Origin of the sequence: Streptomyces sp. NPDC050164 (genome assembly GCF_044459945.1) — a bacterium.
Taxonomy (GTDB): domain Bacteria; phylum Actinomycetota; class Actinomycetes; order Streptomycetales; family Streptomycetaceae; genus Streptomyces; species Streptomyces coeruleorubidus_A.
On record NZ_JBITJK010000028.1, the window covers coordinates 102,843 to 124,211 of the forward strand.

Sequence of the window (21,369 nt, forward strand, 5' to 3'; positions counted from 1 at the left end):
TCACGTGGGGCGGTTGGGAGCGCTCCCATGAGCAGCCTTTCGAGGGAACCAGTGAAACGGTTCAGCGTCAAGTGATTGGGCATGGACGGAAGTTGAGCGTGCGGTCCCGCGTGATCCGGTGCGACGGTGTACGGCCGGGTGGCGGATCCCCGAAGGCTTCCCAGGGTCCTGCCGCTCCGCGACCCGAAGGAGGGGGACTTCCGCGACTGCTCGGGCGGACGCTCCGCGACGGGCTCGGCGTGCGCCGCGCGCTGCACCGACGCCGGCTGATGCGGCAGGGCTACGACCGGACCAGGACCTGGCGGCGGTCCTACCTGCGCAAGGCTCGCCAGGAACCCCACGAACTCGTGGAGAGCGCGGGCGGCATCTTCGGCCGGGTCGTGGGCCGCGACCAGCTCTGCGCCGTGCTCATGGAGGACCTGCGGGACAGCTCTGCTCCGTGCTGCTGACGCAGCGGCTCGCGGAGCGCGGGGCGGTGCCCGTGCCGCTGCGGCTGCGCGCCGCCGACGCGAACCTCGACTTCCGCGAGCCGGCCTTCGAACGCTTCTGCCGAGGACCTGACGGAGGAACGCGACACCATCATCCGGCTGGCCTTCCGCCGGGCCAGCGAGGAGGGCCTGCCGCTGATCATCACTTCCCGGCCGCACGACTCGCTGCGCGGCATGGAGGCGTTGTTCACCGAGCAGCTGCGGAGGTTGTGGGAGTCGATGGGGCATCGGGCGCAGCACAACTCGAGGCAGCGGTGGGGGAACTGGCGCTACCGCCCGTGTCGGGAGCGGTTCGACAGGGCGTCGGGGAGGCCGGATGCGTCCGTGCCGAGTTTTCGGTACACGGAGGACAGCAGTTGCCGTACGCCCTGCTCGGTGAGCCGCAGGTCCTTCGCGACCACCGATGCCGGGTGGCCCAGGGCCGTCATCTCGGCGGCCTTGCACTCCTGGGCCGTCAGCATGTCCGTCTGCGGGTAGCGCAGGGGCAGCGGGCGTAGTCCCGCGGCGGAGAGCTCCCGCCTGGCCCGGGCGGCCAGACCCTCGGCACCGCAGTGCACCGCGCCCTCCAGGCCCTGGTAGAGCCGGTCGGCGGCGTCGTGCAGATGGCCGTTACGGGCCAGCGCGGCGCCGTGGCCCACCAGGGCACGGGCCAGTTCGTACGCGGCGGGCGACTGCTCCAGATGGTCGACGGCCTGCGTGTGCAGATCGAGTGCCGCCTGCCCGCCCGTCACCTCCGCCTGGACATGCAGTGCCCGGCCGATCGCGGACGCCGCGCCGAAGTCCCGGGCCCGCTTGACGGCGTCCTCGGCATGGCCGACCGCCTCGTCAGGGGCGGTGCGGGCGAGTGCCGAGGCCAGTCCGAGCTGCCAGGGGCACCACGCGGGGTTGCGCCAGTCCCGCGCCTCCAGCCAGTCCCCGACCTTGGACAACAGCCGCGCCGCCTGAGGGAGTCGCCCCTCCGCCAGGAGCAGGTCGGCGTACACCGTGCGGGGATCCGGGAAGATGACGGCGTTGGGCACCACGTCGCCGTAGTGGTAGCTGTCGGCGAGCCGGCGCGCGTCGCCGGTCCGCCCCCGGGCCAGCAGGGTCTGGATGAGAATGCCGATGGCGAACCACTGGGCGGGCACCGCTCCTTCCACGCGCTCGGCGGTGTGCAGCCCCGCCCGGACGAGTTCTTCCGCCTCGGGCAGGCAGCCCCGGCGGTAGCGGATATAGCCCAGGAGCGTCTGGCCCTGCGCCAGATGGGAGCCGCGCCACCCCATGTGCTCGCACTCGGCCATTCCCTCGGCGAAGAGCTCCTCGGCCCGCCGTGGCTGGTCGCAGTACATGAACAGCAGGGCGACCGCGACGGGCACCTCGAAGCCGCGGTTCTCGTCGGTCCAGCTCATCCCGCCGCGGAGGGCCTCCTCGGCATACCCGAGGGCGGTCCGCCGCGGCTCGCCGCGCACGAGGGCGTCCCATGCCCGCAGACCGAGGATGTAGCGCTCCTCCAGGCCCCGGCCGGGCAGCTTGTCCGCCAGCCGCGCCAGTCGGCGTGAGCGGGCGGCGGAGTCGGGCTCGTCGGCGCGGAACGCGCTCCATACGAAGTGATCGGCCTGCATGCGCAGTTTGACGCGCGCATTGGTGGCGCGCCGCGCCTCGTCGGCGGCCACGGTCGCGGCCTCGGTCAGCCGGTCGGTGTGGGCCAGCGCCTGGGTCAGCCGGTAGGCGATGGAGGCGCGCAGGTCGGGGTCGAGTCCCGGCTCCCTCAGCGCCTGCCGGAGGTGGCTGACTGTGGCCGTGGGCTCGATCAGGAAGGTCGAGCAGGCCAGCTCGTGGAGAAGGGCGGCGCGGTCCTCGGCAGGGGGTGGTTCCCGCAGCGCCCGGGTCAGCACGCGCCGGGCGGCCTCCGGGGCCCCGGCGCGGAGGTACTCACGCGCGGCGGCGCGCAGGCACGCGACCGCCTCGGGCCGGCCGTCGCAGGGAACCTCCAGCAGGTGCCGGGCGGCGACGGTGGGGTCGGACCCGACCGTCTGGGCGGCATGGGCGGCCGCGTTGTGCATGCCGACCCGCAGGCCCGGAGGGATGTCGCGGTAGATGGTCGTGGCGATCTGTGGGTGGACGAACTCCAGGCTGCCCGGGGGCTCGTCGGCGTCCGCGAGGATGCGGCGGGCGCGCAGCTTCTCGGCCGCCTCGACGGCCTCCTCGCTGCCGAGCACCGCGAGGTCGGCGGCGACCTCCGGTGAGAAGGTCCCACCCAGGACAGCGCCGGCCCACGCGAAGCGGATGGTGCCCGGACCGAGCCGTTTGAGGCGCTCGACCAGGCCGGGGCCCTTGACCGCCGCGGCGAGGTCCTGCATCTCGGGCACTTCGTCCTGGGTGCCTTTCACCTTCCGTTCACGGAGCCTGATGGCCAGTTCGACGGCCTCGAAGGGGCTTCCGCCGGTGGCAGTCCAGCACGCGCCGCAGAACTCGTCCTCGGCTTCCTCACCCACTTCGTCCCTGATGATCCGCGCCACACCGGCCTCGCCGAGCGGGGCCAGCACGTGCGGGCGCTGCTCGTGGTGTTCGACGAGCGTACGGAAAGAGGTCGCGTCGGACGGAAGTTCGTCGGGTCGGTAGCCGACGACGATCAGCAGCGGGAGGTTCGCGACCCGGGGCGCGAAGGAGGCGAGCCAGTCCAGGGATTCGGCATCGGCCCAGTGCAGGTCGTCCAGGAGCAGAACGACAGGCGAGTTCAGCATCGTCAGGCGCGTCATGACCCAGTCGAGGCCGTCGCGCACTCCGGTCGGGTCCGGCATCCGGGCGGGGTCGGTCGCCTCGAGACCGAGCGCGGCGCCGACGATGTCGTACCAGCTGCCCAGGAAATCCCGACGCTCCGTCTCGCTCATCCTGGCCAGGATGGGCTGCATGGCCTGGCGCACGACGCGGAACGCCATCCCCCGCTCGCTCTCGCCGCCCTTGCCGGAGAACACCGTGAACCCCAGGGCGGCGGCGCGGGCGCGCACCGCCGCGATGAGTGTCGTCTTGCCCAGCCCGGCCTCGCCGGTGAAGGCGAGGAGCCCGCCGCGCGGTACCTGGGGCAGGCCGTCGACGGTGTCACGGAGCCCCTCCAACGCGTGGTCGACGGCCTGGAGTTCCTCGTCGCGTTCGAGTAGAGGCCGGTCTTCGATGCTCGGTTGCCGCAGCCCATGGGCCATGTGGTCTACCGCTTCCTGTCGTTGCTCCCCGCCGGACGGGGCGAGCGTACGCCCTCGTGCACGCCCCTTGGCCGGGTAGGAACAGGAGGTCGACAGAGAGGGTGAACTTTCCGCGGAAGCGGTTCGGGTCTCAGTCGTTCGGGTAATCTGCTGCGTTTCCGCCCTTCTCGGGACCTCTCTGGGGGAAACGACCGGTCGGGCAGCGGATCAGAGCACCGCGGGTGCCGCCATCGTGTCCGCGTACCGCGGCACGGTCCGGGACCAGAAGTAGCAACCGCGGATCCAGCCGGCCATGCCCTCCACGTAGCCGATGCCGGACGGGGTCAACTCCGGCCTGAGCTCACCGTAGAGCTCCTCGAACTCGCGGATCGTGTTGTTGATGTGCCGTGTGGCGAGCGTGACGGCCACCGGCAGGGAGCACCGGTGTGTCCGCTGGTAGGCGAGGGCCAGGTTGATCACGCCGCCCGCCCGCTGTTCCTTCACCGCGGAGAAGAGGTCGGGAATCCACACCGCAGCGTCGGCCGACAGCCGGCTCAGGCGTCGCATGACGGGGTGATGGATCTCCTCCGGGGTCAGTTCGCACGGCTGCGCGGCCTCGCACAGCGGGTAGAACGGCTCGACGCCCGCGATGAGGGAGCGTACGGACCGGCACAGCCCGCTTCCCACCGGGACGGGGTGGGTCTGGGCCACCGCTTCGTACAGCAGGCCGTGCACGTACTCACGGCTGTTCCAGGCCCATCGTGCGGCCTGAGCGGGTGTGCACCGCCGCTGCACCTGTCGATGGAGGTCGGCCAGGGCGGCCCCGAGCGGGGTGGTGGGCGGCCCGTCGTCCCGCAGGATCGCGATGCTCTCGCACAGCATGGGCAGCAGCCGGCCCGGCGTGTGCCGGCCGATGTCCTCCGCGCGGTCGTCGAAGATGAACTGGTAGGCGATCTGGTTGGCCATGATCTGGAGGAGCCCGGAATCCATGGTCGGACTGTTGTAGGCCGCGAGTTCGGCGGGGCGCGTATAGGAGATCATGGCCGCCACCGCCGGGTCATCGGTCAGCCCCCAGGTGCTCAGCCATTCCTCGACGCCTGCCGCCGCTTCGGACGCGTGGGGATTTTGCTGGAAAGGGAAGGGCATGTAGAGGTTTGCGTCGATCAGTTCCCTCAGATCGACGACCGGAATTCCGCTTTGCGCGGCAAGCGTGATTTCCTCATGCGTCGCGGACATCATTGCCACCTGCCGTTCCGGAGTCGGGGACGACGGGCACGACAGTTGGCCCGGGTGCGCGGGAATCCGCCCGAGGCGGTGTGCCCACCGGCCGCCTCGCTCGCGGTTGGCTGATCATCACCAGTCCCCTCGGCCCCAACGAGGCCGCGGGGCGCAGTCGTTCGGTGTAGCCGGGCAGATGACGCAGCCGCCAGTGACGGGCGATGAACGCGACGGCCACCGTGGCCTCCGTCAGCGCGAGTGTCTCTCCGATGCATTTCCGGCTGCCCGCACCGAAGGGAATCATCGCTCCGGGCGGGACCGCGACGGCCTGCCCGGGTAGCCAGCGGTCGGGGAGGAAGCGATCGGGGTCGGGGAACAGGGCGGGGTCGTGGTGCAGGAGGTACGGGCTGAACATGACGGTGGCGCCCTGCGGGAGACGGTGCCCGGCGAGCTCCGTCTCCCGCGTGGTGACGCGGGTGAAGAGCCAGCCGGGCGGGCGGTGGCGGAGGGTCTCGGTGAGGACGCACCGGGTGTGGACGAGGCGTGGCAGCTCGTCGGGGCCGGGCGGCTGGCCTGAAGCGAGCACGGCGTCGACTTCGGAGTGCAGGCGGCGTTCCTCCTCGGGATGCCGCCCCAGTAGCTCCAGGGCGGAGGAGAGGCACAGGGCGGTGCTCTCGGCGCCGGCGAACATCAGCGTCATCACCTGGCCGTGGACTTCCTGATCGGTGATCGCCGTCCCCCCGCCGTCGGCCCGCGTGGCCGCCAGCAGGGTCCCCAGCAGGTCGTCGCGGGGAGTGCCTTGCCGGCGCTGGGCGATGGCCGCGTCGACGATCGCGCGCAGGCGCTCGGAAGCATGCCGGTAACGCCGGTTCGCCGGCGTGGGAACGCGGAACAGGGCGTCGACCGGCATCACCGTCCGGACGAACATGCCGCGGACCACGATGGCCAGGCACCCGCGCATCTCGGCGGCCGTCGCGGTGTCGAGCGAGTCGGAGAAGAGGACGCGGCTGACCACGCGTGTGGACAGGTCAAGCATGGCCGCGCTGATGTCGACCAGTTGCCCGGCCCGCCATGCGCGGCACACCGACTCGACTTCGTCGCCCATCAGGCGCACCTGGTCGGCGACGCGGGCCTTGCGGAACTCGGGCTGGAGCAGCCTGCGCTGGCGCCGGTGATCCTGATGCCGGCAGGTGCCGACGCCGTCCCCCAGCAGCATCCGCAATCTGTCGTAGAGGGGGCCGCCCTTGTCGAACGTGCGCGGGTCCCTGAGCACCTGTGAGACCAAGTCCGGGTGACACGCCATCCAGGCACGCTGCGGACCCAGGCGTAACTCGACCAGATCCCCGTGTCCGGGCAAAGAATTCAGAAAAGCCAGCGGCCGACGGACCAAGTCGATACCGTGGCCGATGAATGGGAATATGCCTGGAGCAGTGCCCACTGTCCAATCTCGGGCTGGTCCGGGGACGGAGCCGCTCATCGAATACCACCTGCCTCAGTTGGCACACGGGATCTCGGTGCGGTCGCACCGACTTGATGCTCGCCTCATGTCCTGCCCAGTGGAATCTGCCGACGGCTCGCCGAATCCTTTCTCCGTAGGGGCGCACGGATGCACGGAGGGGCGTCGAGCGAATCACGGTTGCTACATGTGCCCCCTTATTGATTTTCTGTGCGCGCAGAAATCCGTGTTCCCGTCAGCACTTCTGAAGGACGCGGCAGTCATGACACGCCTGACATGGACATGATGGCCGTGCCAAGCGCCTGCCGGTGACTGGCCTATTGGTCCGGTGCCTCCGCGCCCGGTGCGACGGCGGGGCCGGGATTGAAGACGCGGTGGTAGCTCTCCGGCGGCGCGAGATAGCTCGCGGGCAGGCCGCCCGTGTCGATGACGATCTGGTCCACGGCGATCGCGGCGTCGGTCATGAACACCCGCAGCACATGCTCCCCGGGCTCCGCGACGGTCACCCGGGCCGTCAGCTTCTCGATGCCCTCCTCGACGTTGCGGGCCCAGGCGTCCCCCCGGTTGCCGGTGGCGATCGCCTGGCCGGACAGGAGTGTCGGCGGCTGGTCGTCGAGGGCGATCGCCAGTCGGCGCTTGCCCCGCTCGTCGAGGGAGGGCAGCCGGAAGACGGTCACCGGGAAGGTGCCGGTGCTGGTGAAGCGCACCCGGTAGCGCAGCTCCGGTGACCGGGTGGGGAGGTCCTCGGTGATCGGCGGTGCGGTCGTCGGGACCGCCTCGACGGCGGCCGTACGGCGTCCCAGGCCGCGTACGACCCGCCACCGGGCCCCGCCCCGCGCCACCTGACGGTCGAAGTGCGCGGCGTCGATCGACACGTAGCCGTGGGCCTCGACGAAACCGCGGGCGCGTTGCCGGGCCCGTTCGCCGTCATTGACCACCCGCAGGGGTACCTCGGCGGTCGCGCCGGCGCCGGTGAAGGTCAGCGTGGGGTGGTGGGTGCCCTCCGGTGTCCGCGGCCAGTCGATCTCCACCCATACCCGTGTCTGGTCGGTGAGTCCGCCGCCCGCCGTGCTCAGCCGGATCCACGGGTGACTCGGCTCGGCCTGCCACTCCAGTGGCAGGAAACCGGTGTTGAAGACGTCCACGAAGCGGCGGTCGCGGGTGTAGGAGGAGAAGGAGAGCGGCCGGCCCGCTCCCGTTTCGTTGCCCTCCGCGGCCAGCCCCAGGCCCGAGGTCTCCCGGCGGGGCACCCGCGTGACGGCCGGACGGCCCGGGGCCTTCGGGATCTGGGAGGGGTAGGGGTTGACGATGCCGTCCCATTTGCCGCCCGCGATCTCCGAGTTGTAGCGGCGGGTGATCGCCTGCTCCTCGGCGTGCGCGGCCTCGGCCAGGTCCGCGAAGCGGTTGGCGCCCGCGCCGTGCCCCTGACGGACGGCGAGCGCGTTGCGGTCCGCCCAGTAGTACTTCAGGTTCATCAAGTAAGCGCCGTGCACCGGGTATTCGACCAGCTCGTAGAAGGCGTCGCGGTAGGGCTCGGGCAGCTTCGCGCCCAGCTTCCGCACCCGGTCCAGCAACCGCTCGTAGGCGGCCAGCCGGCGGCCCGCCTCGTCGCCGTGGTGCACCGTCGAGAAGATCGCCTTGTCGATGAACTCCGGGCGCCGCTCCGCCGCCAGGCGGTAGTACTCCGTGCGGATGGCGGCGATCTCCGATCCGTGGCGCCGGCCGAACTGGCGCCCGGCCCATTCCACCAGGAAGTCCTCGACGTCGTCCGGGCCCCAGCGGTCCACGTCCCACGCCATGTCCAGGCAGAAGGACAGCCCCGTCTCGATCGACTTGATGTCACCGACGTTGAAGATCCACATCCGGTCGGCCTGGTGGTCGTGGACCCGGCGCAGCTCCTGCCACACCTTGCTCAACTGCGTGGTGTCCAGCCACAGATAGCTCCTGGGGCGGCCCCAGTAGGAGAGGTGGTAGTAGATGCCGTTGCCGCCGGAGCGGTGGCGCTCCGCCTCGTTCGGGAGCTGGCGCATGTTGCCGTGGTTGTCGTCCGGCCAGATCAGCGTGACGTCCTCGGGGACCTGGACGCCCGCGTTGTACAGCTCCAGGACCTCCTTGTACGGGATGAAGATCTGCGGCTCGGCCGCCTCGCCCACCTCCTCGGCCAGGATGCGGCGCTGGTCGGTGATGATGTCGTTCATCACCGCGACCTTCTCCGGGATCGTGGTGGCGTACTTCGTCTCCAGCGCGGAGTCGTGCAGGCCGCGCATGCCGATCGTCCAGCTGCTCTCGTAGCCGGCGTTCTGCCGGGCCCGCGCCCGCCAGTAGTCGGAGATGACGGCCGGGTTCACCGTGTAGTCGTAGAGCGGCAGGGTGCCGTCGGGGTTCCGGTGGTCCGCGGCCCACGGCTCCCACTCGTGCACGCCGTTGCGCAGCATGGCCTCGGGGTGGCTGGAGCCGACCACGATGCCGTAGCGGTCGGCCAGTTCCGGGTTCTCGCGGTGCTTGTTGAAGAAGTCGGAGTACGGGTGCATCGCGGGCCAGAGGTAGTTGGCCTTGAGGCGGAGCAGCAGCTCGAAGACCCGCTCGTAGGTGCGGGGGCCGATGTTCTTGTCCGGCTCCTGGGTGCGGTGGGACCAGGTGGTGAGGTTCTGCTCGTCGTTGATGAAGATGCCGCGGTAGCGGACGGCGGGCTCGTGGCGTACGAAGGGGCCCGCCGGGACCGTCACCGTGTCGCGGCGGACCACCGGGACGTCGGCCCACCAGTACCAGGGCGAGACGCCGATGCGTTCCGAGGTGTCGTAGATGCCGTAGACCGTGCCGCGCCGGTCGCTGCCCGCGATGACCAGGGCGCGGTCCACGCCGGGCAGCGGACGGTCCACGACCTGGGTGACGGACGCCTCCCAGCGGCCCTGGACCCGGGAGACGTCCAGGCGCCTGTTCCGGACGAGCCGGTCGATCACCGGGCTCGCGCCGATCGTCCCCACCACGACCAGGAGTTCGGCCTGCCGGGGCACGGAGTGCAGCAGCCGTGGTCTGACGCCGCCGACCCGCTCCACGTCCGCCACGAGGTCACCGGCCGCGCGGATCACGGCGGGGTCGTCCGCCGCGTCCACGAACACGTCCGCGGGGGTGCCGTTCCGGAGCAGCGGGAAGTCCCCTCGCGCCGAGGGGGCGGCCTCGGCGGTGGCGGTGGGGAGTACGGCGGCGGGGAGCAGGGGGGCGGCGCCGACGGCTGCCATTCCCCGTAAGAACGACTTGCGGGTCCATGACGGGTGTGACGGTCTGTGGGGCTCGTTGTGCGGCACGGGACACTGCCTTTCCGCGTCAGACCCGCGTCGGTTCCTCGTCCGGGCCGTCGGCGGGGCTGCGCGCACGTGGGATTGGCATGAGCAGGCCAGAAAGCGCTTGCCAGCGCACCATAGGCGAGCCCGCGTGAGGGCGTCCAGAGGTCGGTGAGGCGTCCGTGGCTATGCCGCCCCGGCCATGAGCAGCCCCGCCAGCAGCGCCGTGCGCGGCGGGACATGGTCCAGCAGGACGTGCTCGTGCCGTGCGTGGGCGCCGTCGCCCACCGCGCCCAGGCCGTCGAGGACGGGACGGCCGAGCGCGGAGACGAAGTTGCCGTCGCTCGCCCCGCCGACGGCCGTCTCCCGCAGGGGCCACCCCAGCTCCTCCGCCGCCGCGTGTGCCTGCTTGAACAGGAGCCGGGAGGCGGGCGTCGGCACCATCGGGGGACGGTTCCAGCCGCCGGTGACCGAGACCCGGACCCGGGGGTCGCAGGGCGCGAGGGAGGCCAGTGCGGCGTCGATGCGGGCCGCTTCGGCGGGGTCGGGGATCCGGACGTCGATGCCGCAGCTCGCCCGGCCGGCGACGACGTTGCGGCCGGTGCCGCCGCTGATCAGCCCGACGTTGACCGTCGTGCCCCGCTCCCGGGAGCCCAGCCCGGCGATGCGGGTGACCAGTTCGGCGAGGGCGTGCACGGCGCTGGCACCCCGGTACGGATCGAGGCCCGCGTGTGCCTCCACGCCCTCCACCGTCACCTCGAACAGGCCGACACCCTTGCGGGACGTCTTCAGCGCCCCCTCCGGCCCGGCCGACGCCTCGCACACGAGCGTGGCCGTCGCGTCCTCGCTCAGCTGCTCGATCACCGGCCGGGAGGCGGGGCTGCCGATCTCCTCGTCGCCGTTCAGGAACAGCCGCACCGACGGGCGCGGCAGGTCCAGTTCCCGCAGCAGCCGCAGCGCCCACACCGCCTGCACCAGGCCGCACTTCATGTCGAACGCGCCCGGTCCGGTGGCCCGCCCGTCCTCGCTCACCCGGAAGGGCCACTCGGCGAGCGTGCCGGCCGGCCACACCGTGTCGTAGTGGCACAGGACCAGCACCACCGCCGGCGACGTGCCCCGGTACAGCAGCTCCAGCATGTCGCCGTGCGCACCGCCGTCGTACCGCCGCGACTCGTCCGGCGGGCCGAGCCTGTGGTGGGTCCAGGTCTCGACGGCGGCGAGCCCTGCGGCCAGCAACTCCTTGTCGTCGCTGGGGGTTTCCAGCTCGACCAGCGTCCGCAGGTCGCCGGTCATCTCCGGCAGGGCGCTCCGGGCCAGCGACTCGACACGGGTCAGGGACATGGGCGGTCCTCCTCGTACGTACGAAAGCGGCCGGACGGTCAGCGGACGGGCACCCCGGGGCCCAGGGGAATGCCCAGCGCCCACCAGGCGTAGAACAGCAGCGTCCAGGCCGCCAGCATGACCAGGCACAGCGGCAGGGTCAGCGACAGCAGCGTGCCGATGCCGGCCGAGCGCCGGTAGCGCTGGACGACACCCAGGGTCATCACGAAGTAGGCGCTCATCGGGGTCGCCGCGTTGGTGCACGAGTCGGCGATGCGGTACACCGCCTGGGTCACCTCGGGCGGGATGTCGAGCAGCATGAACATCGGCACGAACACCGGGGAGACCAGGGCCCATTGGGCGGAGCCGCTGGTGACGAGCAGGTTGATCACCGTGCAGACGAGCAGGACTCCGAGGAACGCGACCGGTCCCGTGATGCCCGCCGACTTCAGCAGGCCGGCGCCCCGGATCGCCAGGACCTCGCCGACGCCGGTCCACTTGAAGTACGCCAGGAACTGGGAGATGGCGAAGAACAGCACCAGGATCGGCGCCATCTCGCGCAGGCCCTTCGCCATCTGGTCGGGGATGTCCCGGCCCGTCGTCACGGTCCCGACCGTGCGCCCGTACACGGCGCCCACGATCAGGAACGCCACCGCCAGCACGACCGCGATGCCGGTGAGCACCGGCGACTGCACGATGCTGCCGCCCTCGCCGCGCAGCGGAGATCCGGCCGGGGCCATCGCCGCCACGACCAGCGCGGCGTACGCCAGCAGCGCGAGACCCGCGTTGCGCAGCCCTCTGCGCTCCTCCGGGCGCAGCGTCAGTCCCCCGGCTTCCGTACCGGCGGCCTCGGGAGCGTCCTTTGGCTCCGGTTCCTCGGGCATCGCCGCCACCCGCCGGGCGATGACCTTCTCCGTGACGACGGTGACGACGAGGGCCAGGAGGACCGAGGAGGCCACGGAGAAGAAGTAGTTGGACAGCGGGTTGACCACGTACGAGGGGTCCACCGTGTGCGCGGCGGCCGTCGTGAGCCCGGCCAGGATCGCGTCCGTCGGTGTGACCAGCGGGCTCGCGTCGTAGCCGGCGGACACCGACACGAACGCCACCACGGCACCGAGCATCGGACTGCGCCCCACCGCCCGGAACGCCATCGCGCCCAGCGGCACCAGCACCACGTAGGCCGCGTCGGACGCGACGTGCGCGACCATGGCGGTGAAGGCGAGCGTGAACGTCAGCCACCGGGCCGGGACCCGGGCGACGGCCGCCCGCAGCATCGCGGGCAGCAGCCCCGACCGGTCGGCGACCGCCACGCCCAGCATGACCACGAGGATCGTGCCCAGCGGCGGGAACGTGGCGTAGTTGGTCACCGCGTCGGAGATCATCATCCGCAGCCCCTCGCCCGAGACGAGGCTGCGCACCCCCACCGTCTTGCCGGTGGCGGGGTTCAGCGCGGAGGCCCCGGTGGCCGACAGGAGCCAGCTGACCAGCGCCAGGACGACGCTGAGCACACCGAACAGCCAGAAGGGGTGGGGGAGTTTGTTGCCGAGGCGTTCGATGCGCCCGAGGACGGCGAGCAGTCGGGAGAGCTGCTTCGAGGGGGCGTCGGGCGGCGGGGGTGAAGTGGCGGTGGTCACATCCCTATTGACGACCCTCTTGATGAAATCATGCAAGTAAAAAGGTTGTTGCGGTCGTATCGGTCGTGTGAAGTCGCTGGTTGACGGATTCATTCCGTGGAGGATGGGTCGCATGGAGAACGCTCTGGACGACGACGACCTCGACCTGGTCGCCGCGCTCCAGCGCGCACCGCGCGCCCCGCTCAGCCTGCTGGCCCAGGCGCTGGGTGTGTCGGCGAGCACCGTGGGACGGCGGCTGGCCCGGCTGGAGTCGAACCGGCTGCTGCGGGTGATCGGCCAGGTCGACCTGTCGGTGTCCGGCGAGGGCACTCCCTGGCACGTGTGGGTGTCCGCCGCGCCGGGACGGACCGTCGACGTCGCCCGGCGGCTCGCCGAACTGCCCGAAGCGGCCCACGTCGCGGTCACCGCCGGGCAGGCGGACGTCTACTGCGTCGTCCAGCCCGCGCGCCGCGCCGAAGCCCGCGACCTGCTCACCCGGCGCATCGCCACGCTCCCCGGCGTACGCTCCACCCGGACCGAACTCGTCCTGCGCGCCGACACCAAGTCCGACGCCTGGCGGCTGCCCCGCCTGACGGAGGACCAGCACCAACTGCTCGCCACGTACACCGCCGAGGAACGCGAGACGGACCCGGGCGGCACGGACCGCCCCGCCCGCCCCACCGGTGACGAACTGCGCACGCTGCGGCTGCTCGCCGCCGACGGCCGGATGACCGCCGCGCAGGTGTCCCGGGAACTGGGCATCGGGCAGTCCACCGCCTACCGCGTCACCCAGTCGCTGCTCCAGCGCGGACTGGTCCGACCCCGCGTGGAGATCGAGCCCGCACTGCTCGGCTACGCCCTGGAGGCGGTGGTCGCCCTGACCGTGTCACCGGGCGGGGTGCGCGAGGCGGCCCGGACGCTCGCCCGGCACTCCTCCGCCCGGTACGTGTCGACCAACGCGGGCACCTTCTCGGTCGTCCACCAGGGCGTCTTCCGTGACGAGGAGGGTCTCGCTGAGTTCCTCACCCGGGACCTGGCGGAGCTTGACGGGGTGATCTCCTTCGACGTCTCCGTCGTGCTCCGGGCGCTGCGGCGGCACTGGCTCGACCGGGAGGACGGCCGCCTGGCCGCCGTACCCGGCCCGACGGACACCGGGAGTGGACGGCATGACGACACGTGAGACCGCCATCGGCCTGGCGCAGGCCTACTTCGACTCCGGCGGCTTCCTCGCCGACCTGCGGCGCCGGGTCGCGTTCCCGACCCAGAGCCCGCCGCCCGACGGCACGGGCCCGCTGCGCGCCTATCTGGCCGACGAACTCGCCCCCGCCGTACGCCGCCTGGGCGCGACCGTACGGATCGTCGACAACCCGGTGCCGGACGCGGGACCGTTCCTGCTCGCCCACCGGCACGAGGCCGACGGCCTGCCCACCGTCCTGGTCTACGGCCACGGCGACGTCGTCCCCGGCCAGGACGGCCGCTGGCGCACCGGACTGTCCCCCTGGGAACTCGTCGTCGAGGGCGACCGCCTCTACGGGCGCGGCACCGCCGACAACAAGGGCCAGCACACCGTCAACCTGGCCGCGCTCGAACAGGTCCTGGCCGCTCGGGGAGGCCGGCTCGGCTTCAACCTGAAGGTGCTCGTGGAGACGGGGGAGGAGTCGGGCTCACCGGGCCTGCACGAGGTCTGCCGCCGGCTGACGGACGACCTGGCCGCCGACCTGCTCATCGCCTCCGACGGTCCGCGCCTCGCGGCCGGCCGCCCCACCCTGTTCCTCGGCTCCCGGGGCGCCGCCAACTTCCGCCTGCGCGTGGCCCTGCGCGAGGGCGCCCACCACTCGGGCAACTGGGGCGGCGCCCTGCGCAACCCGGCCACGGTCCTCGCCGGCGCTCTGGCCACCCTGGTCGACTCCCGGGGCCGCATCCTGGTGGAGGGACTGCGGCCGCCGGCGCTGCCCGAGCCCGTCGCGGCCGCCCTGGCGGACCTCACCGTGGGCGGCGGGGACGGCGACCCGGAGGTGGACACCGACTGGGGAGAGCCGGGGCTCACCCCGGCCGAACGCGTCTTCGGCTGGAACACCCTGGAGGTCCTCACCCTGGCAGCCGGGGATCCCGCCAAGCCCGTCGGGGCCATCCCCGGCACCGCCCACGCCGACGTCCAGCTCCGCTTCGTCGTCGGCACGCCCTGGCGCGACCTCGAACGCATCGTCCGCGACCACCTCGACGCCCACGGCCTGTCCATGGTCGACGTCGAGGTGCTCCAGGCCGTCCCCGCGACCCGCCTCAGCCCGGACGACCCCTGGGTCCGCCGGGCCGTGGACTCCCTGCGGCACACCACGGGCAAGGAACCGGCCGTCCTGCCGAACCTCGGCGGCACCCTCCCCAACGACGCCTTCGCGGACATCCTCGGCCTGCCCACCGTGTGGATCCCGCACTCCCACCCCTCCTGCTCCCAACACGCCCCTGACGAACACCTGTTGGGGTCGGTGGCCCGCGAAGGGCTGCGCATCATGGCGGGCCTGTTCTGGGACCTCGGTGAACCACGCGCCGGGGGCGATCGGTAGGTTGCGGGACAGCGCTGCGGTCCGGCGCTTCGCCCCCACGGAAGGACACCCCTGTGCGCCCACGACGTCTCCGGTCCGCCCTCACCCTCCTCAGCACCCTGACGGCCGCGGCCACTCTGGCCGTTGGGACGGCGGGCCCGGCCACCGCCGCGGAGCGGCCCGCCCCCGTACGTCACACGGCCGCCACGCACGGCACGACCTCGGGCCTGGCGCCGGTGACCGAACTGCTCGCCCAGCGGCTGCTGTTGGCCGACAAGGTCGCCGCCGCCAAGTACGGCACGGACACGCCGATCGACGACCCGGAGCGCGAGGCGCGGATCCTGGACGACGTCCGTGCCCGGGCGGCCGGCCTCGGCCTCGCCCCGGACGCCGTGGCCGCCGTGTTCCGGGACCAGATGGAGGCGAACAAGCTGGTGCAGCGGGGCCTGTACGCCCGCTGGGACGCGAACCCCGGCGAGCGCCCCACCGAACGGCCGGACCTGGCCAAGGAGGTCCGCCCGGCCCTCGACCGCATCACCACACAGCTGCTGGCCGCGCTCGACGACACGGAACGGGCCCGGGCCCTGCCGTCGTGCGGCCCGCGCCTGGCCACGGCCGCCGGCTGGTCCGCGTACACCCACCGGCTCGACGCGCTCCACCTGAAGGGGCTGGGGCGGGCGCTGCCGTCGGTGTGCACGCCCTAGGGGTGTCCTCGTGGACCACGAGGACGTCGGTGCCAGGTGCCCTCGGCATCGGCGAGTGTCGTCGTCAGGGGCATCGTGCCGCCCAGCGCGGGGTCGACGGCCTCGAACGCGAGCACCTCGACCACCTGCTCGTCCGGTACGAGCCGCGCGAAGTGGCCGTGGTACGTGTCGGTGTAGTCCGCTGTCGCGCCCCGCTGAGCGAACCGTCGTCCTCCCCGTCGTCGTCCGGCGCGATGAGGCCAAATCCCCGTGCGGGTGGCGTAGGCCGCGACGACCGCGCCGTTCGCGACGACGGCGTGTGACACGACAGCCGGGTCCGACACCCCGAGGTCCGCGCCCAGTTCGTCACCGACATGGCCGGGCACCGGGACCGCCGGGGCGGCGGGCACGACGACGGTGCCGGGTGACCCGCGTCCCCGACCCGGACGGCCGGCGCGCCCAGCGCGTTCAGCTCACCGAGGCCGGCCTGGACGCGGTCGACCGCATACGGGAGGTCCGCCGCCGGGGCATGGAGATGGCGCTGTCGGCCTGGTCACCCGGGGAACTGCGGCAGCTCGCCCTGTTCCTCCGCCGGCTCCTCGACGACTTCGTCGCGCACACCGAGAGCCCTCTCGACGGCCGCCCTCCGGCGGGTCGCTCGCGGGAGCGGAAGAAGTAGTCCCGGTGCCCGTCACTCCCGGTGTGGCTGTCCGGGGAGGCGGGGCTGATCTCCCATGCGCCGACCCGGCCCGCGGCGAGTGCACGGTGGCTTTGCCGTCGCCGCCACCGCCACCGCCACCGCCACCGCCGGAGCATGCTCCCAGCAGACGGGACACGGCTGTCGCCACCATCGCGGCCGTTCCGGCGCGCACCCCCACACGCCATACCTCGCTCGGGGACACCGCCGCGCAGTGTCGCACCGGGAGCCGGGGCCCCTCCCGGTCGAACGGGCCCCGCTACAGCAGGTCGCGCGGTACCCGCTCGTTCCAGGTGCGGGAGAACACCCGGCGGTCGGCCTCGTAGGCGTCGAGGGTCGCGTCCACGAAGAAGTCCGTGTCATCACACCGCAGCTGAGTGCGCGTCACCACCCGCACGTCCCAGTCGTCCCGCTGGAACCGCATGGTCCACGTGGACTCGCCGCTGGCCGAGGTGAAGTCGTCGGCGACCGCCGTGTAGCGCTCGTGGGCGCGGCGCCCGGCTTCCAGGTTGATGTCCTCGAAGCGGACCGTGCCCCGGTCCTTCACGATGTCCAGCTCGGCGTGGTACCCGACCAGGTCCCGCTTGACCTCCCAGCGCTCCTCGGGGGGCGTCACCTGGCTCGTGGCGAGCGGGGGAGTGCCCTCGGGTTCGCCGAAGGGGGACGCCGGCACCTCGTCCGGCTCCTCCACCGGCCGCACCGGCAGGGTGAGCGTGCTGGAGTGCTCGTGGACGCTCAGCAGGGCGGGCTTGGGCGGTGGCCAGGCCAGCGGCCAGTAGGACGTGGAGAGGGAGAGCCGGATGCGGTGGCCCGGCGGGAACGCCTGGGCCACCCCGTTCAGCGGGACGGTGGCGCGGTAGCGGCGGCCCGGCTCCAGCTGCTCGGGGGACTCCGTGCTGTCGCGGCGGGTGAGGTTCAGGATGCCGTACGAGACACGGGTCGCGGAGCCGTCCGGGCTCACGTCGGACAGCCGCGCGGCCACCAGGGCGACCGGTTCGCTGACCGACAGGTCGAGTTCCACGGTCGGTGAGCCGAGGATCTCCAACGGCTCGGTCAGCGGCTCGCTGTCGAAGACGAGGGAACCGCCGTCCTCCTCGCGCTGGTCGTACGGCAGGTCCGGGGGCGCGTTGTAGGAGGCCCACTTGCCCGCGAACTGGCCCACGGACAGGGGCGACTGCACGGTCATCGCGTCGCCGTCGGGGGCGTTCCCGTCGCCCGCCGCCTCCCGCGGGGGTCCGATCGTGTGCCGGGTGAGCGGATGAACGGCCTGCCGGATGTGCGGGGAGGGCCAGTCCGGCTCGCCGACCCAGCGTCCCGGCCGCTCCTCGTACGCGGTGGAGGGCGGCACGCTGTCCTGCATCCACGCTTGCAGCATGGGTCCGTCCATGACGCCGTTGTCGAGGCCCTTGAGCCAGTGGTCCCACCACCGTACGAGCTCTTGGAGGTAGCCGATGGCGGGGCCGGGCTCCCCGAGGTGGGGGAACTTGTGCGACCAGGGGCCGATCAGCCCCTTGCGGGGCACGTCCAGGTGGCCGAGCAGCCGGGTCACGGCGTTGGAGTAGCCGTCCGCCCAGCCGCTGGAGGCCAGGACCGGGCAGCGCACGCTGCTGTAGTCCTCGCACACCGAGGCGTGCCGCCAGTAGTCGTCGCGGCGCTGGTGGCGCAGCCATGGGAGGACCCAGGGCTCGGTGTGCTCCAGCCGTTCGTGCCACATCTCGCGCCAGCGGTCGCCGACCACGGCCGGGTCGGGCGGGCAGGTGCCGTAGGCGAACATCGTGCCCGCCTCGGCCAGGTTGTCCGACAGCAGGGCACCGCCCATGTAGTGCATGTCGTCGGCGTGCCGGTCGTCGGTGAAGGAGGCGATGGCGATGGCCTTAAGGCCCGGCGGCCTGCGGGCCGCCACCTGCAGCGCCGCGAACGCGCCCCAGGAGATGCCCATCATGCCCGTGCCGCCGTCACACCAGGGCTGCTCCGTCAGCCATGCCAGGACCTCCTCCGCGTCCGCCTGCTCCCGTTCCAGGTACTCGTCGCGCAGCACGCCCTCCGAGTCGCCGGTGCCGCGCAGGTCGACGCGGACACAGGCGTAGCCGTGTCCGGCGAGGTACGGGTGGTGGATCGAGTCGCGTACGGCCGTCAGGTCGCGCTTGCGGTACGGGATGTACTCCAGCACCGCGGGCACCGGCTCGTGGTCCGACGAGGTGGGACGCCAGATGTGCGCGGAGAGCCGGACCCCGTCGGACATCGGGATCGTGACGTGCTCTTCTTCCTTCGTGGCGTAGGGCAGGTTGGTCACGTAACGCATGGAACCCACGTGCTCCTTACTCTCGTGGGGGTTCACTCCGGCGGGGCTTCACTCCGGCGGGGGTTCGTCGAAGGCGAGGCCGAGGGCGGCCACGCAGTGGTCGAACTTCTCCCGCAGCTCCTCCTCGTCCGCCCCGCCGGTGAAGATGTGCGCCAACTCGTAGCTGTAGCTGTCCTGTCCGGGCAGTTCCGAGAGCCGCGTGCCCTCCTCGGGGACCACCTCGATGCGCACGCCCGGTGTCTCCCGCTCGATGCGGGCGATCTCCTCGGGCCCTGGTACCCGGCGCACCACGCCGTCGGTGAACCAGCGGTGGTACCACTTCGCCGCCATCGCGTACGGGCCCTCGCGGTGCGGCATGCGCGGGTCCTCGCCGAGCGCGAGGCTGACCATGCAGTGGTGGTTGGGGACGCCGTCGACGTACTGGAACAGCTCCGCGTGCGACTGGGAGTGCCGGGGGTTGATCTCCAGCAGGTTGATCGACTGCGTCCGCGGGTCGTAGAAGTACTCGATGCTGAAGGTGGCCGAGTCCATTCCGATCTGCCGCATCACCCGCTCCGAGACGTCGTGGAGCTCCGCGATGACCGCCGGCGGCAGCGTCGAGGGGTACTGGTGGCGCAGGAAGCAGGGGGAGTCCGGGTACTGGATGGAGTCCAGGACTCCGTAGATGGTCACCTCGCCCTGGCGGGCGTAGCCCTCGACGGCGACCTGGACGCCGGACATGGCCTCCTCCGCCAGACAGACCCGGCCGCCGACGCCGTCCATCTCCGGGGGCAGGTCGATGCGTTCGAGGATGTGCTCGAAGGGGCGGCCGATGCGGGAGATGCCCTCGCGGATCTCGGTGACGGCCTTGCGGAACTCCTCCTCGTCATCGACTCCGAAGGCGAGTTCGGACGAGTAGGAGAGCGCGGGCTTGACCCACATCGGGAAGGTCACCTTCTCGGGCGGGCGAGGCGGCTCGGCCGACAGGTCGACCCTGTCGAAGCCCGGGTGCCGGTCGGTCGCCTTCTGCTGCTCAAGACGGCTCCAGTACTTGTGCTCGCACTTGACCACCGACTCCAGGCTGGTGCTCCGCGTGCCGTAGCGTTCGCTCAGCATCGGCACGAGGGTGCTGACCGGGAAGTCCCAGTAGCCGACGATCGCGTCGATGCTGCCGTCGAAGGCGTCCAGCACCGCACGGGCCTTGTCGAACAGCGTGGGCAGGTGCACCTCGCCGACCTGGAGTTCCTCCACGGTCAGCAGTTGGTGAAAGCGCAGCCGGTCAGCTCCGGGAACCGCCCGCAGCGTCGGCAGATTGGCCTCGTCGAGCCCGATCACGAAGACGTTCTTCACCGTCTCGTCAGACACGGATCTCCTTCCGACAGCAGGCCCGCCGGCCGGGCCTTCCAAGATCGACTGAGTACCCCTTGCGGGTGCGGCCATGCCGGTCGGCGCGGCGTCGGCCGGGCGACAACGGGGAACATGCCTGCCGCCGATGTGGGCACGCGGTGCGGGGAAGAAACGGCGTGACCGAGGTGAACGGCCGCGCCATGCACAACACCGGCGAAAGGAAAGCCCGTGCAGCCCGAGCAGGAACGGTCCGCACCGCAGGTCGTGTCCGAGCCCGACCCGCCCTACGACTCCGACAAGCAGCAGCGGCCCGGCCTCGAGGCCGACATGCACACCCGGCCGCGCTATCGGGCGAGCCGCTACCGGGCCAGCGGGAAGCTGGAAGGAAAGGCCGCGCTGATCACCGGCGGCGACTCCGGTATCGGACGAGCGGTGGCGCTGCTGTACGCGCGGGAGGGCGCCGACGTCGCCCTCGTGTATCTGCCCGAGGAGCAGGTGGACGCGGACCGGGTCCGGCGTGAGGTGGAGGAGCAGGGCCGGCGCTGCCTGCTGCTGCCCGGCGACCTCACCGACCCGGAGTTCTGCCGAGAGGCCGTCGAGCGGACGGCGGCGGAGCTCGGCGGGCTGAACATCCTGGTGAGCAACGCCGCGTACCTCAACAGCAAGCTCGAACTCGACCAGTTGACCGCCGAGGACTTCGACCGGACGTTCAAGACGAACGTCTACGCGTACTTCCACCTGCTCATGGCGGCGCTGCCTCACCTGGAGCCCGGCGACGCGGTCATCGCCACCGCGACCGAAGAGGCGCTCAAGGGCAGTACGACGATGATCGACTACGCGGCGTCCAAGGCCGCGCTGATCACCCTGACCAAGTCAGTCTCCGTGCACCTGGCCAAGCGCGGCGTGCGCGCGAACGTCGTCGCGCCGGGCCCGACCTGGACGCCGCTCAACGAGGCGGACCAGCACATGCCGCCGGACGGACTCGCCCACATCGGCAGCGAGGCCCCCGTCGAACGCGCGGCCCAGCCGGAGGAGATCGCACCGACGTACGTCTACCTCGCCTCCGACGCCGACTCCAGCTACACGGTCGGCGAGGTCATCGCGGTGACCGGCGGCATCGTCGACACCCGCTAGTGACCTGAGTCGGAGATTCGTCGGCAGTAGGCGGCTACTTTGTCGAGGATCTCGTCGGCGGTCTTGGTCCAGATGAACGGCCTGGGGTGTTCGTTCCAGTCGGCGAGCCAGGCGCGGATGTCGCGTTCCAGGGCTTGGACGGAGCGGTGGACG

Annotated in this window: 15 protein-coding genes and 1 pseudogene; 6 read left to right on the plus strand and 10 right to left on the minus strand. The window is 71.8% G+C overall.

What is annotated here, in order from left to right; translation table 11 throughout:
* The first annotated feature begins 239 nt into the window (after positions 1 to 239).
* Positions 240 to 449, plus strand: coding sequence for a hypothetical protein (locus ACIBNA_RS30490; protein WP_399168391.1), 210 nt, complete (start codon positions 240 to 242; stop codon positions 447 to 449).
* Positions 450 to 757: 308 nt separating this feature from the next.
* On the opposite strand, the gene ACIBNA_RS30495 is transcribed toward ACIBNA_RS30490, so the two are convergent.
* From ACIBNA_RS30495 to ACIBNA_RS30520, 6 genes are all read right to left on the minus strand, one after another.
* Positions 758 to 3,667, minus strand: a complete 2,910-nt coding sequence (locus ACIBNA_RS30495) for an ATP-binding protein (RefSeq protein WP_399168392.1) — start codon at positions 3,665 to 3,667, stop codon at positions 758 to 760.
* 207 nt (positions 3,668 to 3,874) lie between these two features.
* Positions 3,875 to 4,882 carry a (-)-alpha-amorphene synthase gene (locus ACIBNA_RS30500; protein WP_399168393.1) on the minus strand — a complete coding sequence of 336 codons (1,008 nt, stop codon included), beginning with the start codon at positions 4,880 to 4,882 and terminating at the stop codon, positions 3,875 to 3,877.
* Complete coding sequence (locus ACIBNA_RS30505; RefSeq protein ID WP_399168394.1) at positions 4,866 to 6,341, minus strand: cytochrome P450; 1,476 nt, start codon at positions 6,339 to 6,341, stop codon at positions 4,866 to 4,868. The genes ACIBNA_RS30500 and ACIBNA_RS30505 overlap by 17 nt, the downstream gene beginning before the upstream one ends.
* A gap of 296 nt (positions 6,342 to 6,637) precedes the next feature.
* Positions 6,638 to 9,559: a glycosyl hydrolase 115 family protein gene (locus tag ACIBNA_RS30510; RefSeq protein ID WP_399168395.1), complete on the minus strand. Its 2,922-nt coding sequence runs from the start codon at positions 9,557 to 9,559 to the stop codon at positions 6,638 to 6,640.
* Positions 9,560 to 9,787: 228 nt separating this feature from the next.
* Positions 9,788 to 10,942 carry a M20 family metallopeptidase gene (locus ACIBNA_RS30515; RefSeq protein WP_399168396.1) on the minus strand — a complete coding sequence of 385 codons (1,155 nt, stop codon included), beginning with the start codon at positions 10,940 to 10,942 and terminating at the stop codon, positions 9,788 to 9,790.
* Positions 10,943 to 10,980: 38 nt separating this feature from the next.
* Complete coding sequence (locus tag ACIBNA_RS30520) at positions 10,981 to 12,555, minus strand: AbgT family transporter (RefSeq protein ID WP_399168397.1); 1,575 nt, start codon at positions 12,553 to 12,555, stop codon at positions 10,981 to 10,983.
* A gap of 112 nt (positions 12,556 to 12,667) precedes the next feature.
* Here ACIBNA_RS30520 and ACIBNA_RS30525 point away from each other — a divergent pair, with 112 nt between their 5' ends.
* From ACIBNA_RS30525 to ACIBNA_RS30535, 3 genes are read left to right on the plus strand one after another with little or no spacing between them, the layout of a single operon-like run.
* Positions 12,668 to 13,714 (plus strand): Lrp/AsnC family transcriptional regulator, encoded by a 1,047-nt coding sequence (locus tag ACIBNA_RS30525; RefSeq protein ID WP_399168398.1) that lies wholly within the window; start codon positions 12,668 to 12,670, stop codon positions 13,712 to 13,714.
* A complete protein-coding gene (locus tag ACIBNA_RS30530) occupies positions 13,701 to 15,095 on the plus strand; it encodes a M20 family metallopeptidase (protein ID WP_399168399.1) in 1,395 nt (464 codons plus the stop codon). Before ACIBNA_RS30525 ends, ACIBNA_RS30530 begins: the two co-directional genes overlap by 14 nt.
* Before the next feature lie 53 nt (positions 15,096 to 15,148).
* Positions 15,149 to 15,778, plus strand: coding sequence for a chorismate mutase (locus ACIBNA_RS30535; RefSeq protein ID WP_399168401.1), 630 nt, complete (start codon positions 15,149 to 15,151; stop codon positions 15,776 to 15,778).
* On the opposite strand, the gene ACIBNA_RS30540 is transcribed toward ACIBNA_RS30535, so the two are convergent.
* Positions 15,775 to 16,167: a hypothetical protein gene (locus ACIBNA_RS30540; RefSeq protein WP_399168402.1), complete on the minus strand. Its 393-nt coding sequence runs from the start codon at positions 16,165 to 16,167 to the stop codon at positions 15,775 to 15,777. The two genes, ACIBNA_RS30535 and ACIBNA_RS30540, sit on opposite strands and share 4 nt — an antisense overlap.
* Before the next feature lie 14 nt (positions 16,168 to 16,181).
* On the opposite strand from ACIBNA_RS30540, the gene ACIBNA_RS30545 reads away from it, so the two are divergent.
* Complete coding sequence (locus ACIBNA_RS30545) at positions 16,182 to 16,436, plus strand: MarR family winged helix-turn-helix transcriptional regulator (RefSeq protein ID WP_399168403.1); 255 nt, start codon at positions 16,182 to 16,184, stop codon at positions 16,434 to 16,436.
* Between the two features lie 277 nt (positions 16,437 to 16,713).
* Here the strand turns inward: ACIBNA_RS30545 and ACIBNA_RS30550 are convergent, their stop codons facing one another.
* Positions 16,714 to 18,756 (minus strand): CocE/NonD family hydrolase, encoded by a 2,043-nt coding sequence (locus ACIBNA_RS30550; protein WP_399168404.1) that lies wholly within the window; start codon positions 18,754 to 18,756, stop codon positions 16,714 to 16,716.
* 48 nt (positions 18,757 to 18,804) lie between these two features.
* On the minus strand, positions 18,805 to 20,100 hold the full coding sequence (locus tag ACIBNA_RS30555) for an acetyl-CoA carboxylase biotin carboxylase subunit family protein (protein WP_399168405.1): 1,296 nt from the start codon (positions 20,098 to 20,100) through the stop codon (positions 18,805 to 18,807).
* 210 nt (positions 20,101 to 20,310) lie between these two features.
* On the opposite strand from ACIBNA_RS30555, the gene ACIBNA_RS30560 reads away from it, so the two are divergent.
* Positions 20,311 to 21,216: an SDR family oxidoreductase gene (locus tag ACIBNA_RS30560; protein ID WP_399168406.1), complete on the plus strand. Its 906-nt coding sequence runs from the start codon at positions 20,311 to 20,313 to the stop codon at positions 21,214 to 21,216.
* On the opposite strand, the pseudogene ACIBNA_RS30565 reads toward ACIBNA_RS30560, so the two are convergent.
* A pseudogene (locus tag ACIBNA_RS30565) lies at positions 21,213 to 21,369 on the minus strand (IS630 family transposase); the annotation flags it as partial. The gene ACIBNA_RS30560 and the pseudogene ACIBNA_RS30565 overlap by 4 nt on opposite strands.